Annotated in this window: 12 protein-coding genes; 8 read left to right on the top strand and 4 right to left on the bottom strand. The window is 72.8% G+C overall.

Features of this window, described 5'->3' with window-relative positions; all coding sequences use genetic code 11:
- Nucleotides 1–74 precede the first annotated feature (74 nt).
- Nucleotides 75–1,376 carry an O-antigen ligase family protein gene (locus DEJ14_RS12035; RefSeq protein ID WP_284179212.1) on the bottom strand — a complete coding sequence of 434 codons (1,302 nt, stop codon included), beginning with the start codon at nucleotides 1,374–1,376 and terminating at the stop codon, nucleotides 75–77.
- Between the two features lie 116 nt (nucleotides 1,377–1,492).
- Here DEJ14_RS12035 and DEJ14_RS12030 point away from each other — a divergent pair, with 116 nt between their 5' ends.
- On the top strand, nucleotides 1,493–2,851 hold the full coding sequence (locus DEJ14_RS12030; RefSeq protein WP_111085984.1) for a hypothetical protein: 1,359 nt from the start codon (nucleotides 1,493–1,495) through the stop codon (nucleotides 2,849–2,851).
- A gap of 44 nt (nucleotides 2,852–2,895) precedes the next feature.
- On the opposite strand, the gene DEJ14_RS12025 is transcribed toward DEJ14_RS12030, so the two are convergent.
- Nucleotides 2,896–4,272 carry an O-antigen ligase family protein gene (locus DEJ14_RS12025; protein ID WP_111085983.1) on the bottom strand — a complete coding sequence of 459 codons (1,377 nt, stop codon included), beginning with the start codon at nucleotides 4,270–4,272 and terminating at the stop codon, nucleotides 2,896–2,898.
- Nucleotides 4,273–4,337: 65 nt separating this feature from the next.
- On the opposite strand from DEJ14_RS12025, the gene manA reads away from it, so the two are divergent.
- The 5 genes from manA (at nucleotide 4,338) to DEJ14_RS12000 (ending at nucleotide 11,558) form a co-directional block, all read left to right on the top strand.
- Nucleotides 4,338–5,546, top strand: a complete 1,209-nt coding sequence (gene manA / locus DEJ14_RS12020) for a mannose-6-phosphate isomerase, class I (protein WP_111085982.1) — start codon at nucleotides 4,338–4,340, stop codon at nucleotides 5,544–5,546.
- A gap of 113 nt (nucleotides 5,547–5,659) precedes the next feature.
- Nucleotides 5,660–6,622 (top strand): UDP-glucose 4-epimerase GalE, encoded by a 963-nt coding sequence (gene galE, locus DEJ14_RS12015; protein ID WP_111086023.1) that lies wholly within the window; start codon nucleotides 5,660–5,662, stop codon nucleotides 6,620–6,622.
- A gap of 188 nt (nucleotides 6,623–6,810) precedes the next feature.
- Nucleotides 6,811–7,143 (top strand): WhiB family transcriptional regulator, encoded by a 333-nt coding sequence (locus tag DEJ14_RS12010; protein WP_374114433.1) that lies wholly within the window; start codon nucleotides 6,811–6,813, stop codon nucleotides 7,141–7,143.
- Between the two features lie 177 nt (nucleotides 7,144–7,320).
- Complete coding sequence (locus DEJ14_RS12005) at nucleotides 7,321–10,158, top strand: glycosyltransferase (RefSeq protein ID WP_146249785.1); 2,838 nt, start codon at nucleotides 7,321–7,323, stop codon at nucleotides 10,156–10,158.
- Nucleotides 10,155–11,558, top strand: coding sequence for a DUF5719 family protein (locus DEJ14_RS12000; RefSeq protein ID WP_111085979.1), 1,404 nt, complete (start codon nucleotides 10,155–10,157; stop codon nucleotides 11,556–11,558). Before DEJ14_RS12005 ends, DEJ14_RS12000 begins: the two co-directional genes overlap by 4 nt.
- Before the next feature lie 37 nt (nucleotides 11,559–11,595).
- On the opposite strand, the gene DEJ14_RS11995 is transcribed toward DEJ14_RS12000, so the two are convergent.
- A complete protein-coding gene (locus DEJ14_RS11995) occupies nucleotides 11,596–12,036 on the bottom strand; it encodes a metallopeptidase family protein (protein WP_111085978.1) in 441 nt (146 codons plus the stop codon).
- A gap of 78 nt (nucleotides 12,037–12,114) precedes the next feature.
- Here DEJ14_RS11995 and DEJ14_RS11990 point away from each other — a divergent pair, with 78 nt between their 5' ends.
- Nucleotides 12,115–12,330: a DUF3499 family protein gene (locus DEJ14_RS11990; RefSeq protein WP_111085977.1), complete on the top strand. Its 216-nt coding sequence runs from the start codon at nucleotides 12,115–12,117 to the stop codon at nucleotides 12,328–12,330.
- Nucleotides 12,331–12,435: 105 nt separating this feature from the next.
- A complete protein-coding gene (ahcY, locus tag DEJ14_RS11985) occupies nucleotides 12,436–13,914 on the top strand; it encodes an adenosylhomocysteinase (RefSeq protein WP_111086022.1) in 1,479 nt (492 codons plus the stop codon).
- Between the two features lie 30 nt (nucleotides 13,915–13,944).
- Here the strand turns inward: ahcY and DEJ14_RS11980 are convergent, their stop codons facing one another.
- Nucleotides 13,945–14,814, bottom strand: coding sequence for an RDD family protein (locus tag DEJ14_RS11980; protein WP_146249784.1), 870 nt, complete (start codon nucleotides 14,812–14,814; stop codon nucleotides 13,945–13,947).
- Nucleotides 14,815–14,845: the final 31 nt, after the last annotated feature.

Here is a 14,845-nt window from a genome sequence, read left to right as displayed (position 1 = left end):
CCTCGGGGCTCCTGACGCTGCTCCGTGGAACCTCGGCGGCACACGGGCGGCGTGTTGTGGAACCTCGGTGGCACCTACGCCCGCGGCAGGTGCCGGCGCCACGAGCGCCGCCGCGCCGCGATCACGAGCACCGTCACGAAGAACATCAGGCCCGCACCGTGCAGCAGGTAGCTCTCCGCCGTGCTCGTCACCGCGAGCAGCACCAGCACCGCGGCCGGCCACACGTAGGCCACGCCGGGGAACGTCGTGGCCGTGACCCATGCCCGAGCGAAGGCCAGCAGTGCGGCGATCCCGAGGATGATCGTGCCGGCCACCCCGAGCTGCAGCCACGCGTCGACGAACGCGTTGAGGCCGGACGTGAACCGCGCGCCGGACGGGTCGATGAGCGTGACGTACGGCACGACGGGCTCGGTCGGCCAGGTCCCGACCCACCCCCAGCCCTGGATCGGGTAGCGCTCGGTCAGGACGCGGATCTGCGACCACAGGTCGATGCGCGTCGCCGTGCCCCCAGCCGCGCCGATCTCCGCGAGCAGCCGGTGCCGCGCGAACACGGCCACGACGAGGGTGAGCAGGACCGCGCCGCCGAGGACGCCGTTGACCACCGGTCTGGTGGCGGGCCGTGCGTGCCGGAGCGACCAGAGGGCCAGCGCGGTGACGGCGAGGGCGATCATCGCGAGGCCGGTGATGGGGGACTGCACGAGCATCAGCGCGATGACGGCGAGGGCGGTGGAGCCGATGGCCCGCCACATGGTGACCGAGCGGGTGAGGAACTCGACGACGAAGGTGACCAGGGCCATCGCGGCGATGAACCCCATGAAGTTGCGGGTGCCGCCGATGCCCTGGATCGGGCCGCCGTAGGCGATGTCGCCGCGGATCCCGAAGGCCGGCAGCGGGACGTCGAGCACCAGTCCGGACAGGACCTCGAGGCCGAGGGCGACGACGAGCAGGATCCGGAACGCGTCACCCGACGCCCGGATCACCTGCACCAGGTCCCGCCCGAGCGCCAGGTAGAGCCCGAGCCCGATGAAGCACACCGTCTGCACCAGGCCGCGCAGGGCGACCCACGAGTACTCGCTCCAGAGCACGCTCAACGCGCAGTACCCGACGAACGCCAGCAGCGACAGGGGCAGCACGCCGTGCCACTCGATCCGGTACCGCTGCCCGAGCAGGCTCAGCCCGGCGAGCACGAACAGCGTCACGAGGACGGCCCACGTGCCCGACCGGCCGACGAGGGCCTGGACGGTCGGCTGCCCGAACCCGAACAGCACGATGACCGTCGCGAGCGCCTGGCTGAACCGTCCACCGGCCGAGAAGCCGATCCAGGCGGAGAGGTACCGGCGCCCGAGCACGTGTCTGCTCACCCGGCCGTCCGTCACGCGTCCATCTTGGCGTACGACCTTGTGACGAGTCGCCCGCATCGCGGAACGGCTGTATCGACGATCCGCGGTGTGGCGTCATCGACGATGCGCGATGCTGACCTAGCTTCACTGCAATGGACCCCCTGCGGAGGGCCGCCGGCCTGCCGCTGGTCGCGGTCGTCATCGGCTTCGCCGCCGCCGCGCTCGCCTGGTACCGGCTCGGCCCCGTGCCCCGGAACACCGTCTGGGCCGAGGACGGCGGGGTCTTCCTGCGGGAGCGCATCGCCCTCGGTCCCGTGGACACCCTGCTGCACCCGTACGCCGGGTACGTGCACCTGCTGCCCCGGATGGTGGTCGACCTCGGGTACGCACTGCCGACCGAGCGGTACGCCCAGGTCGTCTCGCTGTCGTCCTGCCTGGTGGTCGGGGTCGTGTGCGCGCTGGTCTTCGTCCTGTCCCGCGACGTGGTCCGACCGTGGCCATTCCGCCTCGTGCTCGCCGCGGTGCCCGTCGTGCTGCCGCTCGCGCCGTACGAGATCAGCGGGAACGCCGCCAACCTGCACTGGTACCTGCTCGTGCTGGTGCCGTGGGTGTTCGCGCACCGCAGCCGGACCTGGTGGGGAGCCGTCGGGCTCGCCGTCGTCGCCGGACTCGCGGTCCTCACCGAACCGCAGACGATCCTGTTCACGCCGCTGCTCCTGCTCGCGTGGCCGCTGCGTCGTCCTGGTCGCGGTGGGTCTCGCCGCGCTCGCCTGCTCCCGCTGCCCGTCACGGTCGTGGCGCTCGCCGGGGCCGTCGTGCAGGTCGTCACGACGCTCACCCACCCGCGTGACCTGACGCCCGGCGCTCCCGCGTTCCGCGACGTGCTCGCCGGGTTCCTGCTCCGGCCCGTCGCCGGCGCGTGGGACCCGCACCTCGGCGTCGTGGTCACCACGGTCGTCGAGCACGGCTGGGCGCCGGTCCTGGTGCCCGTCAGCGCACTGGTGCTGGTCCTGGTCGCCGCTGTCGTCGTCGGGCCGGCCCGCTCCCGGTGGCTGGTCGTCGCGCTGACGGTCGCGTCCGGTGCCGTGTGGTGGGCCGCGCTGCTGGCGAACGACGGTGCCGGGCAGCCGTGGGCGAACCCCACGGCCGCCATGGCGGCGATCCCGCCGCAGCGGTACGCAGCCGCGTCCGGCCTGCTGCTCGTCAGCGCCGCGGTGGTCGCCGCCGCCGCGCTGGTGGACACCGACCGGTGGTCGGGTGTCGCGCAGCGGACGGGAGGCACGGGTCGCCTCGTCGGGGCGCTGGCCGCCTGGTGCGTGGTCGCCGCCGTCGTCGCGTCAGCCGTCCTGCACGTCGCGCCGGCGGACACCCGGCGCAGCGACGGGCCGGTGTGGGCGGAGCAGCTGCCCGCGGCCGCCGAGGCGTGTCGCGACGACCCGACGCTCGAGGTCGTGCGGGTGCGGTCGAACCCGTGGTCGTCACCGGTCGCGTGCGCGTGGCTGTTCCGCTGACGCAGGACGCTGACGCGGGACCGCTGACTGCGGGCCGCTGACGCTCAGCGGGTGGTGGCCCAGCGGAACTCGCGTTTCGCGGGCGGGGTGCGCGGGCCGTCGCCGGTCGAGGTCGGCTCCTCGCCGGTCAGGACGATCCGGGTCTTGATGGCGATGAGCGCGAAGAGCACCCAGTTCCCCTGGTAGAGCAGCCGGGACTCGGCGACGGACTGCACGAGGAGCGCGACGACGACGAGCAGCGGCAGGAGTGACACCGGGTCGAACGTGCGCGGACGGAGTGCGGCGTCGTAACCGATCCGCGTCGCGCACGCCCACGAGCGCGACAGCGTCGTGACGACGTACAGCAGGAACAGGACGAGGCCGATGATGCCTGTCTGCATCCAGACGTCGAGGTAGGCGTCGTGCGCCTGCAGGTACGTCACGCCCTTGCGGTGCGCCACGGCCAGGGTGGGGATGCCGGGCCACCAGTAGCCGATCCAGCCCCAGCCGACGACGGCGTGCTGGTCGATCAGACCGAGCACCTTCGCCCAGATCTCGCCGCGGCCGGTCGCGTCCGACCCCTTGCCGAGCAGCTCCGAGACCGGTCCGCGCAGCACGAACGCCGCGCCGGCGACGACGACCGCGCCGACCGCGAGCAGCAGGTAGCGCGGGGTGCGTCGCTCGGTCGGGACCCGGCGCATCCACGCGGCGACCAGGGCGACGACGGCGACGACCAGCGCGGCCGCGATGACCGTGGAGGAGCGGGTGAGGACGAACCCGAGGGCGGCGACCACGAGCCAGCCGGTGGCCCGCTGCCGGCGCATCCGGCCCTCGGCGAGCTGCAGCACGACGACGATCGCGACGAGCAGCGCGACCATCGCCAGCAGGTTCGCGTTGCCCGGCAGACCCTGGATGCGGCCACCGGTGAAGAGCTCGGCGCGTGAGAAGTAGAAGGCGTCCGGGATGTCGGCGTCGCCGTAGTCGGTCCAGATCGGCGCGATGGGGTGCCGCACGAACACCGCGACGACGGCCTCGAACACGATCGAGAGCAGCAGCACCCAGCGGAGCGCGAGGCTGAGCGCGTCGAGGATCCGGCGCCAGGTCAGGGTGGACGCGATCGTGAAGGCCACGGCAGCGCAGATCACCTGCACGGTCAGGCTCGAGATCGTGGCGAACCGCCAGTGCGACCAGGCGACCGACAGCAGGCACCACGCCAGGAAGGCCCAGAGCGGCCAGGGGGAGCGCACGAGCGGCGGCTTCGCCCGGACCAAGATCGTGACGCCCCAGGCGGCGACGAGCGCCCACAGGACGCCCGCTCCGACCCAGGTGAGGGTGTTCGGGACGGCGTCCCCGGCGAACAGCACGAAGATCGTGGTCGCACCGAAGGCGAACGCCTCGCGCTCGGGTACGGTCCCGCGTGCCAGCGGCCAGGTGTTCGTCACGACGTCAGGCTACCGGCGGCGGCGGGCCACCGGAGTCCCCGGATCCCGCCGGTAGGCTCTCGCCCATGTTCCTCGGCATCACGAACACCCCCCGCGACTACGCCTGGGGCTCGGTCACCGCGATCCCGGAGCTCCTCGGTCGCACCGTCACCGGCGCCCCGCAGGCAGAGCTCTGGCTCGGCGCCCACCCGGGCAGCCCGAGCGTGGTCGTCAACCCGGCGATGGTCGGCGGTGCCGACACGCTGCTCGACTGGATCGCCGCCGAGCCGCAGGACGCCCTCGGCGGCGACCGCGCAGGCCTGCCGTTCCTGTTGAAGGTGCTCGCAGCGGCGGCGCCCCTGTCGCTGCAGGCGCACCCGACGCCGGAGCAGGCCGAGGCCGGCTTCGCGCGCGAGGAACGCGAGGGCATCGCGATCGACGACCCGGCGCGCAACTACAAGGACCCGTTCCCGAAGCCCGAGCTCGTCGTCGCCCTGAGCGAGCGGTTCGAGGCCCTGAGCGGTTTCCGCCCGGTCGAGGAGACCCTGGCCGAGGTCCGCGTGCTCGACGCCGGCAGCGGTCGGCTCGGCCCGCTCGAGGCGCACCTGCAGCACGGCCTCGAGGACACCGTGCGGTGGCTCGAGACGGCCGACGACTCCGCGCTCGCCGTCGTGCAGGCCGCGAGCGACCTCGCCGTCGCCCTCGACGACGACCTGCTGACCCCGAACACGGCGACGGTCCGCGACCTGGCGACGAGCTGGCCGGGCGACCCCGGCATCGTCGTCTCCCTGCTCATGCACCGGGTGACGCTCACCGCGGGACAGGCGATGTACCTGCCCGCCGGCAACATCCACGCGTACCTGGACGGCCTCGGCATCGAGCTCATGGCACCGTCCGACAACGTGCTGCGCGGGGGACTGACACCGAAGCACGTCGACGTCCCCGAACTCCTGCACGTGCTCGACTTCACGGCCTACCCGGCACCGGTCCTCGAGCCGGAGCGCCTGGCCCCCGGCGTGGACCGCTTCGCACCAGAGGGCGTCGGCTTCGCGCTGCTGCGGGTCGACGGCGACGGACGACCGGTCGGGCTGAGCACCGGCGGGGTGGCTCCGCTGGCCGGCCCGTCGATCGCGATCTGCACCGAGGGCGTCGTGACGCTCGTCGGCGCGACGTCCGCCACGTTGCTCCGCAAGGGCGAGTCCTGCTTCATCACACCGGACGAGGGCGACGTCACGGTCGAGGCCGACTCGTCGAACGGCGTGACGTCCACGGTCTTCATCGCGACCGGCCGGTAGCGCGGAGCGACGCGGGCACCCGGGCCGCACCGGACCGGCGCGGAGCCGCACGCGCTGGCGCGGTCCCGCACACCGCGACCGGGGCGACGCAAGCGTCCGCTAGCGTGGCGACCATGAGTTGGCTGGTCACCGGCGGTGCCGGGTACATCGGGTCCCACGTCGTCCGAGCACTGCGCTCGGCCGGCATCGACACGGTCGCGTTCGACGACCTCTCGAGCGGCTTCCGCGCGTTCGTGCCGGACGACGTGCCGTTCGTCGAGGGCACGATCCTGGACGGCGAGCTGGTCGCCCGCACCCTGCGCGAGCACGACGTCACCGGCGTGGTGCACGTCGCGGGCTTCAAGTACGCCGGTGTCTCGGTCGAGCGTCCGCTGCACACCTACGAGCAGAACGTCACCGGCATGGCGACGCTGCTCCGTGCGATGGCCGAGAACGGCGTCACGAAGGCCGTCTTCTCGTCGAGCGCCGCGGTGTACGGCACCCCGGACGTCGACGTCGTCGTGGAGTCGACCCCGAAGGCACCGGAGTCCCCGTACGGCGAGTCGAAGCTCATCGGCGAGTGGCTGCTGCGCGACATGGAGGTCGCAGCGGGCTTCACGACGACCTCGCTCCGCTACTTCAACGTCGTCGGGTCCGGCGAACCCGACCTGTACGACGCCAGCCCGCACAACCTGTTCCCGCTCGTGTTCGACGCCCTGTTGGCCGGCCGCACGCCGCGCATCAACGGCGACGACTACGCCACCGAGGACGGCACCTGCGTCCGTGACTACATCCACGTCGCCGACCTCGCGCACTCGCACGCCGTCGCGGCCCAGAAGCTCGAGGCGGGGGAGCCGCTCGAGCAGGCGTACAACCTCGGCAGCGGCGACGGGGTGAGCGTCCGGCAGATCATGGACGCCATGGCGAAGGGCACCGGGATCGCCTTCGACCCCGAGATCGCGCCGCGCCGCCCCGGTGACCCGGCGCGCATCGTGGCCACCGGCGAGGCCGCCACGCGCGACCTCGACTGGGCGATGCGCCACACCCTGGACGAGATGGTCACGAGTGCGTGGGAGGCCCGCCGCAGCGCCTCGTAGCGGCTGAGGACGTGTCAGCTGTCCCCCGAAACCCCGACAGACCGGGCGCGACACGCCCAGACGGGGGACATGACACGCCGAAGCGGTCAGTGCCTTCTATGATCCGCGACTTGACTCAGGCGAATGACACCGCTGTAATTACAGGCAACGACTTCAATCGTTGTGGTCCCGTTATCGAGACGTCAGGGGTGATCAGGGTGAACGGTTCCGACTTCCACGCCGGAGTTCCGGAGGACTGGCACGTCGACCCCGTGGCGCTCGGCGTCCCGGGTGTTCGACGGCCGGAGACGGACGACGAGGAGAACCCGCTCGCGTGGCAGGTCGACTCGCTGTGCGCACAGACCGACCCGGAGGCGTTCTTCCCCGAGAAGGGCGGCTCCACGCGCGAAGCGAAGAAGATCTGCACGTCGTGCGAGGTCCGGGCGCAGTGCCTCGAGTACGCGCTCGAGAACGACGAACGCTTCGGCATCTGGGGCGGCCTGTCCGAGCGCGAGCGTCGCAAGTTGCGCAAGCGGGCGTAGTCGCGGTCACGGCGCGCCAGCGCCGTGCGACTGCGCCCCTGAGGAGCCTGCGACGAAGGCGCCGGAAGCCGGCCGCGTCGAGACGTCCTCCACACAGCACTGACGTTCCCACAGGTTCACGGCGCGCCGCCGTCCGCAGCGGACGCCGTGCCTCCAGACCGTAGAGTGACGCCCGTCATGCAGCCCAGAGTCACCGCGATCCTCGTCGCCGCCAACGGAGCGGCCCACCTCGACCGGACCCTGGACGCACTCGCGGCCCAGACCCGCCACCCCGAGAACCTGGTGGTCGTCGACGTCGGATCGACCGACGGCTCCACCGCCGGCCTGTCCTTCGGCGGGTCCGCCGAGCTCCTGCGCCTGCCGGCCGGACGCCCCTTCGGTGAGGCCGTCGCCCGCGGGGAGCGCGAGGCCCCGCCCGCCGTCGTGGACGAGCCCGTCGACGAGTGGCTGTGGCTGCTCGGGCACGACAACGCACCGTCGCCGACCGCGCTCGCCGACCTGCTCTCCGCCGTCGAGATCGCGCCGTCCGTGGTCGTGGCGGGTCCGAAGCTCGTCGCCGACGACGACCCCTCGCTCATCCGCGCGTTCGGCGAGAGCATGACGCGCTTCGGCCGATCGATCGGTCTCGTGCAGGACGAGCTCGACCAGGGTCAGCACGACCGGCACACCGACGTGCTCGGCGTCGCCGCCGGCGGCATGCTCGTGCGCCGATCGGTGTGGACCGAGCTCGCCGGCTTCGACCCGGCGTTGCCCGACGTCGATGCCGCCCTCGACTTCTGCGTCCGGGTCCGCTTGGCCGGGCACCGCGTCGCCGTGGTCCCCGAGGCGAAGGTCACCACCGCCGGTCCGATCGAGGAGTTCGGCCGCAAGCGCGTCTCCGAGGCCCGCCGTGTCCGCATGCACCGGCAGGCGCAGCTGCACCGCCGGATGACCTACGCGCCGGGCGGACTGCTCTGGTTGCACTGGCTCACCCTCGTCCCCTTCGCACTCGGCCGGGCGATCGGCCACCTCGTCGCCAAGCACCCCGCGGCCGTCGTCCCCGAGCTCGCCGCGGCGTTCGCGGTGGCCTTCGGCGGCGGCACCGGTCGGGCGCGCAGGAACCTCGCCCGCACGAAGAAGCTCGGTTGGGCCGCCGTCGAACCGCTCCGGGTCAGCTGGCGTCGGGTGCACGAGCACCGCACCACCTCGCGCGACGTCGAACTCGCCCGGGTCGAGGACGCCCCGATCGCGCGGGCGTCGTTCCTCGGCGACGGTGGGATCTGGGTCGTGCTGGCCGCGGCCGTCCTGAGCGTCGTCACGCTCTACCCCCTGCTCGGCTCACCGGCGTTGACCGGCGGTGGCCTGCTGCCCCTCAGCACGAGCGTCGGGCAGCTCTGGCAGAACGTCGGGTACGGCTGGCACTCGCTCGGCACCGGGTTCACCGGTCCGTCCGACCCGTTCGCCGCCGTGCTGGCGGTCCTCGGTTCGATCGTGTTCTGGTCGCCCTCGACGTCCGTCGTGCTCGTGATGCTCGTCGCGTTCCCGGTCTCCGCCCTCGGCGCCTGGTTCGCGGTCCGCAAGGTGACGACCCGCAAGTGGGTGCCGGTGATCGGTGCGGCGCTGTACGCCATCGCGCCCTCGCTCGTCGGCGCGGTCACGACGGGCCACCTCGGCGCCGTCATCGCGCACCTGGTGCTGCCGTGGTTGTTCGTCGCCGTGCTCGAGGCGCACCGCTCGTGGGCCTGGGCCTCGGGTGCCTCGCTGCTGTTCGCGGTCGTGGCGGCCTCGGCGCCGTCGTTGCTGCCGGTCCTGCTGATCGGGTGGCTCGTCGCGCTCGTCGTCGGGTGGCGCCGTGCACACCGTCGGGCCTTCATCCCGGTGCCGACCGCGGTGCTCTTCCTGCCGCTCGTCCTCGCCCAGGTCGCGCGCGGCAACCTCCTCGCCGTCTTCGCGGACCCCGGCGTCCCGTCCGCCACGCGTGCGCCGTCCGCGCTGCAGCTGGCCATCGGCCAGCCGCTGCCGGACTGGAGCGGGTGGCTGCCCGCCACGTCCGGGCTCGCCGCCGTCGGCACGTGGCTGCCGATCGTGATGGCCGTCCTGGCCGTCCCGATCGCCGCCGCTGCGATCGGCGCGATGCTCGGACACCGCTGGGCCGTCGCCGGCTCGGCGCTCGTCGTCGCACTGCTGGGCTTCGGCACCGCGTTCGCCGCCACCCACGTGACCGTCACCGGCGTCGGGTCGACCACCACCATCGTGTGGCCGGGCAGCGGGCTGTCGGTGTACTGGCTCGCGATCGTGGTCGCTGCCTGCATCGGGATCGACGTGCTGCCCAAGGCCGCACCGGTCACGGGACTCGTCGCGACGGTGCTCGCCGGTGTGGCGGTGGCCCCCGCCTTCGCCGCGTTCTACCTCGGCAACGCCGCGATCCAGCCGACCACCGGCCGGGTGCTCAGCGCGTACGTGAACGCCGAGGCGCAGGCGAACCCCGACGTCGGCACGCTCGTCGTGGTGCCGCAGGACGACGGGTCGCTCGCAGTCGCGCTCGAACGCGGCCAGGGTGCCACCCTCGACGACCAGTCGACCCTCGACGCGACCGCCCTGCGGTTGAGCGAGTCCGGCGCCCGGCTCACGACGCTCGCCGGCAACCTGGCGAGCCGCAGCGGCTACGACCCCCGGCCGGCGCTGCAGGAACTCGGCATCAGCTTCGTCCTGCTCGACGACGCCGGTGACGACCCCGAGGCGCAGACCGTGCACGACCGGGCCGCGGGCACGATCGGGCAGAACGCGCTCTTCACGAGCATCGGTGAGACCACGAACGGCCAGCTGTTCCACTACGAGGGCGACGTCGACCGGACCGCCACCGGGTCCGCCGCCGCCCGTGCGACGCACGTCCTGTACCTGGTCGTGCTCGGCGTGGTGTTCGGGGCGGCCGCCCTGCTCGCCGTGCCGACGGCCCCGCGCCGTCGCCGCGCCACCTCGAACGTCATCGAGGCCGAGGAACCCGCGACCACCTTCGACGAGGAGCGCGACGAATGAGCACCACCACCCGCTCCGTCCGACGCTGGGTCGTCCGCGGCACCGCGACCGCGATCGCCGTCGTCGTCGCTGCCGGCGCCGTCACGGCCGCGCACGCCTACGGCACCGCGGCCGAACCGGGTCGCCCGGCCGGCCGGACCGTCACCCCGGTGCCCGCCGACGCCGAGCGCGTCTGCGCCGGCAGCGCCCTGCGGCTGTCCGACGACTCCGGCAACGACGCCACCCAGGCGAGCACCGTCGGTTCGGCGACCGTGGCCACGGCGACGACCGGTTCGACCGTCGAGCGGACCTCGCTCGACCCGTCGTCCACCGGTGGCAGCGACCCGCGCCTGCTCACCGCCCCCGCGGGCGACACGACACCGCAGGTCGCGGGCAGCAGCTACCAGAGCGTCTCCAGCGGCGACCTGGTCGGTGCCGGCGCGGCGTCGTGCGACGACCCCTCGCAGTCGACCTGGCTCGTCGGCGGCTCGACCGAGACCGGGCGCACCAGCCTCGTCACCCTGTCGAACCCCACCGACGTGAACGCGACCGTCGACCTGGTGATCTACGACGGCACCGGCACGGTCAGCGCCCCCGGCACGACCGGCATCGTCGTCGCCCCGAACACCCAGAAGGTCGTCCCGCTGTCCGGCTTCGTGTCCGACCAGGGATCCACCGTCGTGCACGTGTCGTCCTCGGGCGGGCAGATCGTCGCCCACATGCAGGAGACCGTCGTCCGCACGCTGACCCCCGGTGGCTACGACATCGTCTCCGGCGGCGCCGCCCCCTCGCGGTCGCAGGTCATCCCCGGCGTCGTGCTCGCCGGCGCACAGGAGGCACAGCGCGGTGACGACACGGCGGACGCCGCCCCCGTCGTCCGGCTGTTCGTCCCCGGCACCGAGTCGGCACGCGTCACGCTCGGCATCAGCACGGCGGACGGCGGCGGCACGACCGTGAACGCCACCGCCGAGCCCGGCGTCGTGACCGACGTCGCGCTCGACGACTTCCCGGACGGCCGGTACTCGTTCACCGTCACGTCGACGCAGCCCGTCGTCGCCGGTGCCCGCACGACCTCACCGACGGCTGACGGCAACAGCGACCTCGGCTGGTTCGCCTCGGCCGAGCCCCTGGGCGACCAGGTCATCACCGCGGTGGCACCGGGGGAGGGCGTCCGGATGAACTTCGTGAACCCGACGCGCGAGGACCGTGCGATCACGATCCGCTCCGGCGACGAGAAGCGCACCATCCAGGTGCTGTCCGGCGCGACCGCGACCATGCCGGTGCAGACCGCGAAGCAGCTCTCGATCGCCGGTGCCGAAGGGGTCGTGGTGGGCGTGACCTACCGCGGGGACGACGGCATCGCCGGGTTCCCGGTCCGGCCGTCCACCCAGGTGTCCACGCCGGTGCGCGTCTACCCCTGACGGTGACGACGACGTGGTGCCTCCGGGCACCGCGTCGTCACCAGTGGCGGTAGCGGTCCGGCGCCAGGTCCCACGGGTCCTTGCCGATCAGCTCGCCGACGGCGCGGAACACGGCCGTCTCGATGATGATCCGCCGATCCGCGTCGTCCTTCTCGGGGCTGCGGTTCACCCGCTCGACGGGGATCCGGAACACGGTGACCCTGCGGGTGTCGCGGTCGATGCGCCAGCGGGGCATCGCGTCGGGCAGGGTGGCGTCGGTCGGCATGTCCGCCACCTGGAACACCACGCCCGCCAATTCGTCGGGCCAGAGCCCGATCAGGTAGTGGGCGCTGTCGCCGACGATGCGGTCGAAGGCCTCGGCGCGGGTGGTGATCGGCGCGAGCTCGGGACCGGTCACGCTCGACCGCCCGCCGCGTCCGTGCCGGGACCGGCCTCGACCGCGGTCGACGGGAGTGACGAGGCGGGGCTTGCGACGCATCCCCACATCGTACGCGTGCCGTCGTCACTCCCGGTCGCTCCGGTCGCTCGTGCTCGCTCCGCTAGGCTCCCTGACGACATGGACGTGAGGATCTGCAGCAAGGTCGCGTGCGCCGCGAGCGCTTCGGCGACCCTGACCTACGACTACGGGGACTCCATGGTCGTCGTCGGCCCGCTCTCCACGCGGGTCGAACCGCACGGCTACGACCTCTGCGCCCGGCACGCGGCCGGCCTGCGCGTCCCGCGCGGCTGGCAGGTGGTGCGGCGCGAGCCGCTGCAGCGCGAGACCGACTGAGCGCTCGCGTCCGCAACGCACCAGCGGTGGTGGACGGGGAGGCCCGTGGAACGTGACCGACGTCGGCTGGGGACCCGCGCCTCCCGGCATGGAAGACTGGTGGGCATGCCCACCGAAGCCCAGACCGCAGCCCCGTACCGCGTCGCCGACCTCTCGCTCGCCGAGGCGGGCCGTCACCAGATCCGCCTCGCAGAGAACGAGATGCCGGGCCTGATGGCCCTGCGCGAGGAGTTCGGTGCGTCGCAGCCGCTGGCCGGCGCGCGCATCGCCGGGTCGCTGCACATGACGGTGCAGACGGCCGTCCTGATCGAGACGCTCGTCGCCCTCGGTGCGCAGGTGCGGTGGGCGAGCTGCAACATCTTCTCCACGCAGGACGAAGCCGCGGCAGCGATCGCGGTCGGCCCGACCGGCACGCCGGACGCGCCTGCCGGCGTCCCCGTGTTCGCGTGGAAGGGCGAGACGCTCGAGGAGTACTGGTGGTGCACCAGCCGCATCTTCGACTGGACCGCCGAGGCCGCTGCCGTCGGAGCCGACTGGGCCGGTCCGAACCTGATCCTGGACGACGGCGGTGACGCCACCATGCTCGTGCACACCGGAGCCGACGCCGAAGCCGCTGGTGCTGCGCCGGTCGCCGGCGCCGACGCGAGTGCCGAGTGGAAGATCGTGCTCGACACCGTCGCGGCGTCGCTCGAGACGTCGTCCGACCGCTGGACGCGCATCGCCGCGGACATCGAGGGTGTCACCGAGGAGACCACCACGGGCGTGCACCGCCTGTACGAGCTGTCGCGGAACGGACAGCTGCGGTTCCCCGCGATCAACGTGAACGACTCCGTGACGAAGTCGAAGTTCGACAACAAGTACGGCATCCGCCACTCCCTGCCCGACGGCCTGAACCGTGCGACCGACGTCCTGATGGGCGGCAAGGTCGCGTTCGTGGTCGGTTACGGCGACGTCGGCAAGGGTGCGGCGGAGGCACTGCGCGGCCAGGGCGCCCGCGTCATCGTCAGCGAGGTCGACCCGATCTGCGCGCTGCAGGCCGCGATGGACGGCTACCAGGTGGCCCGTCTGGCCGACGTCATCGAGACCGTCGACATGGTCATCACCTGCACGGGCAACCTCGGCGTCGTGGGCGTCGACGAGATGCTCGGGCTGAAGCACCTGGCGATCGTCGCCAACGTCGGCCACTTCGACAACGAGATCGACATGGCCGGCCTCGAGTCGCTGCCCGGTGTGGAGAAGGTCGAGATCAAGCCGCAGGTGCACGAGTGGCGCCTGCCGACCGGCCGCTCGATCCTGGTGCTGTCCGAGGGGCGGCTGATGAACCTCGGCAACGCAACCGGCCACCCGTCGTTCGTGATGAGCAACTCGTTCACGAACCAGGTCCTGGCACAGATCGAGCTGCACACCCGTCGTGACGAGTACCCGACCGGGGTCTACGTGCTGCCGAAGCACCTGGACGAGAAGGTCGCGCGCCTGCACCTCGGCGCCCTCGGGGTGGAGTTGACGACGCTGCGCCCGGAGCAGGCGGCGTACATCGGCGTGCCGGTCGAGGGCCCCTTCAAGCCCGAGCACTACCGGTACTGAGCCGGGCGCGCCGCGGTCGGCGGCGGCGCGCTACCGCGGGAAGCCCGGGGGGCGCGCCGATGCCGACGCGCCAGCCGCGGTGAGCAACCCGACGCGGGAGCGCAGCGCCTGCACGTCCCGCCCACGGCGCAGCACGACGACCCCGGCGAGGAACACCTCAGCGGGCACCGGCGGCACCGGGTGGGCGAAGGGTGCGACATCCGCGGCCAGCGCACGGGCGGCGGACTCGCGGAGTTCGGGGCGCATCACGGCTGCTCCGCGGAAGAACGCGCCGAGCCGGTTCTCGAGCCGCTGCGGTAGCGCCGAGACGTCCGCGACCGTGGCCCAGGCCGTCAGCTCGGGTGGCAGCACCACCTGGGGGTCGCGCTGCTTCGGCAGCCGCTCGTGCTGCACCACGGTGCCGGCGAGCAGGTCCCCGAGGCGCCGCGGACGACTGCCGAACAACGCCACGAGCAGCGCCACCGACCCGAACGTCATCCACAACTCGAACAGCCCGACGAGCGCGCGGGTGAAGGCGTGCCGGAACCCGATCGCACCGCCGTCGACCCGGACGACCCGCGTGCCGACGGCGTACCGGCCGACGCTGCGGCCCCGGGTCACGGTCTCGACGGCGGCCGGCACCAGCACGAGCACGGCGACGAACAGGGCGATGCTCAGTGCGGCGCCCCACGCCTCGTCGAGGCCGCTCGGCCACAGCCGGGACACCCCGAACACCAGCAGCAGGTACAGGACGAGCAGGCACACCCCGTCGAGGAGCGCCGACGCCAACCGCAGGACGAGTCCGGCCGGCTGCACGTCGAGCGCGACCGCCTCGCCCACCACGAGCTCGTCGGCGGTCTCGTCCAGGGCGAGCGAGAACCGGGCGTCGGCGAGGTCGCGCGGCGTGCGGGGCTTCGACATGGGATCATTCTGTCGGAAGTCGGCCGACACG

This window comes from Curtobacterium sp. MCJR17_020 (assembly GCF_003234365.2).
Lineage (GTDB): Bacteria > Actinomycetota > Actinomycetes > Actinomycetales > Microbacteriaceae > Curtobacterium.
This window is presented reverse-complemented; position numbering and strand designations above follow the sequence as displayed.

Excerpts from the sequence above, each read along its gene's own strand:
- DEJ14_RS12030 (WP_111085984.1), top strand. The coding sequence starts at position 1,493 with ATGGACCCCCTGCGGAGGGCCGCCGGCCTGCCGCTGGTCGCGGTCGTC.
- manA (WP_111085982.1), top strand. The coding sequence starts at position 4,338 with ATGTTCCTCGGCATCACGAACACCCCCCGCGACTACGCCTGGGGCTCG.
- galE (WP_111086023.1), top strand. The coding sequence starts at position 5,660 with ATGAGTTGGCTGGTCACCGGCGGTGCCGGGTACATCGGGTCCCACGTC.
- DEJ14_RS12005 (WP_146249785.1), top strand. The coding sequence starts at position 7,321 with ATGCAGCCCAGAGTCACCGCGATCCTCGTCGCCGCCAACGGAGCGGCC.
- DEJ14_RS12000 (WP_111085979.1), top strand. The coding sequence starts at position 10,155 with ATGAGCACCACCACCCGCTCCGTCCGACGCTGGGTCGTCCGCGGCACC.
- DEJ14_RS11995 (WP_111085978.1), bottom strand. The coding sequence starts at position 12,036 with ATGCGTCGCAAGCCCCGCCTCGTCACTCCCGTCGACCGCGGTCGAGGC.
- DEJ14_RS11990 (WP_111085977.1), top strand. The coding sequence starts at position 12,115 with ATGGACGTGAGGATCTGCAGCAAGGTCGCGTGCGCCGCGAGCGCTTCG.
- ahcY (WP_111086022.1), top strand. The coding sequence starts at position 12,436 with ATGCCCACCGAAGCCCAGACCGCAGCCCCGTACCGCGTCGCCGACCTC.
- DEJ14_RS11980 (WP_146249784.1), bottom strand. The coding sequence starts at position 14,814 with ATGTCGAAGCCCCGCACGCCGCGCGACCTCGCCGACGCCCGGTTCTCG.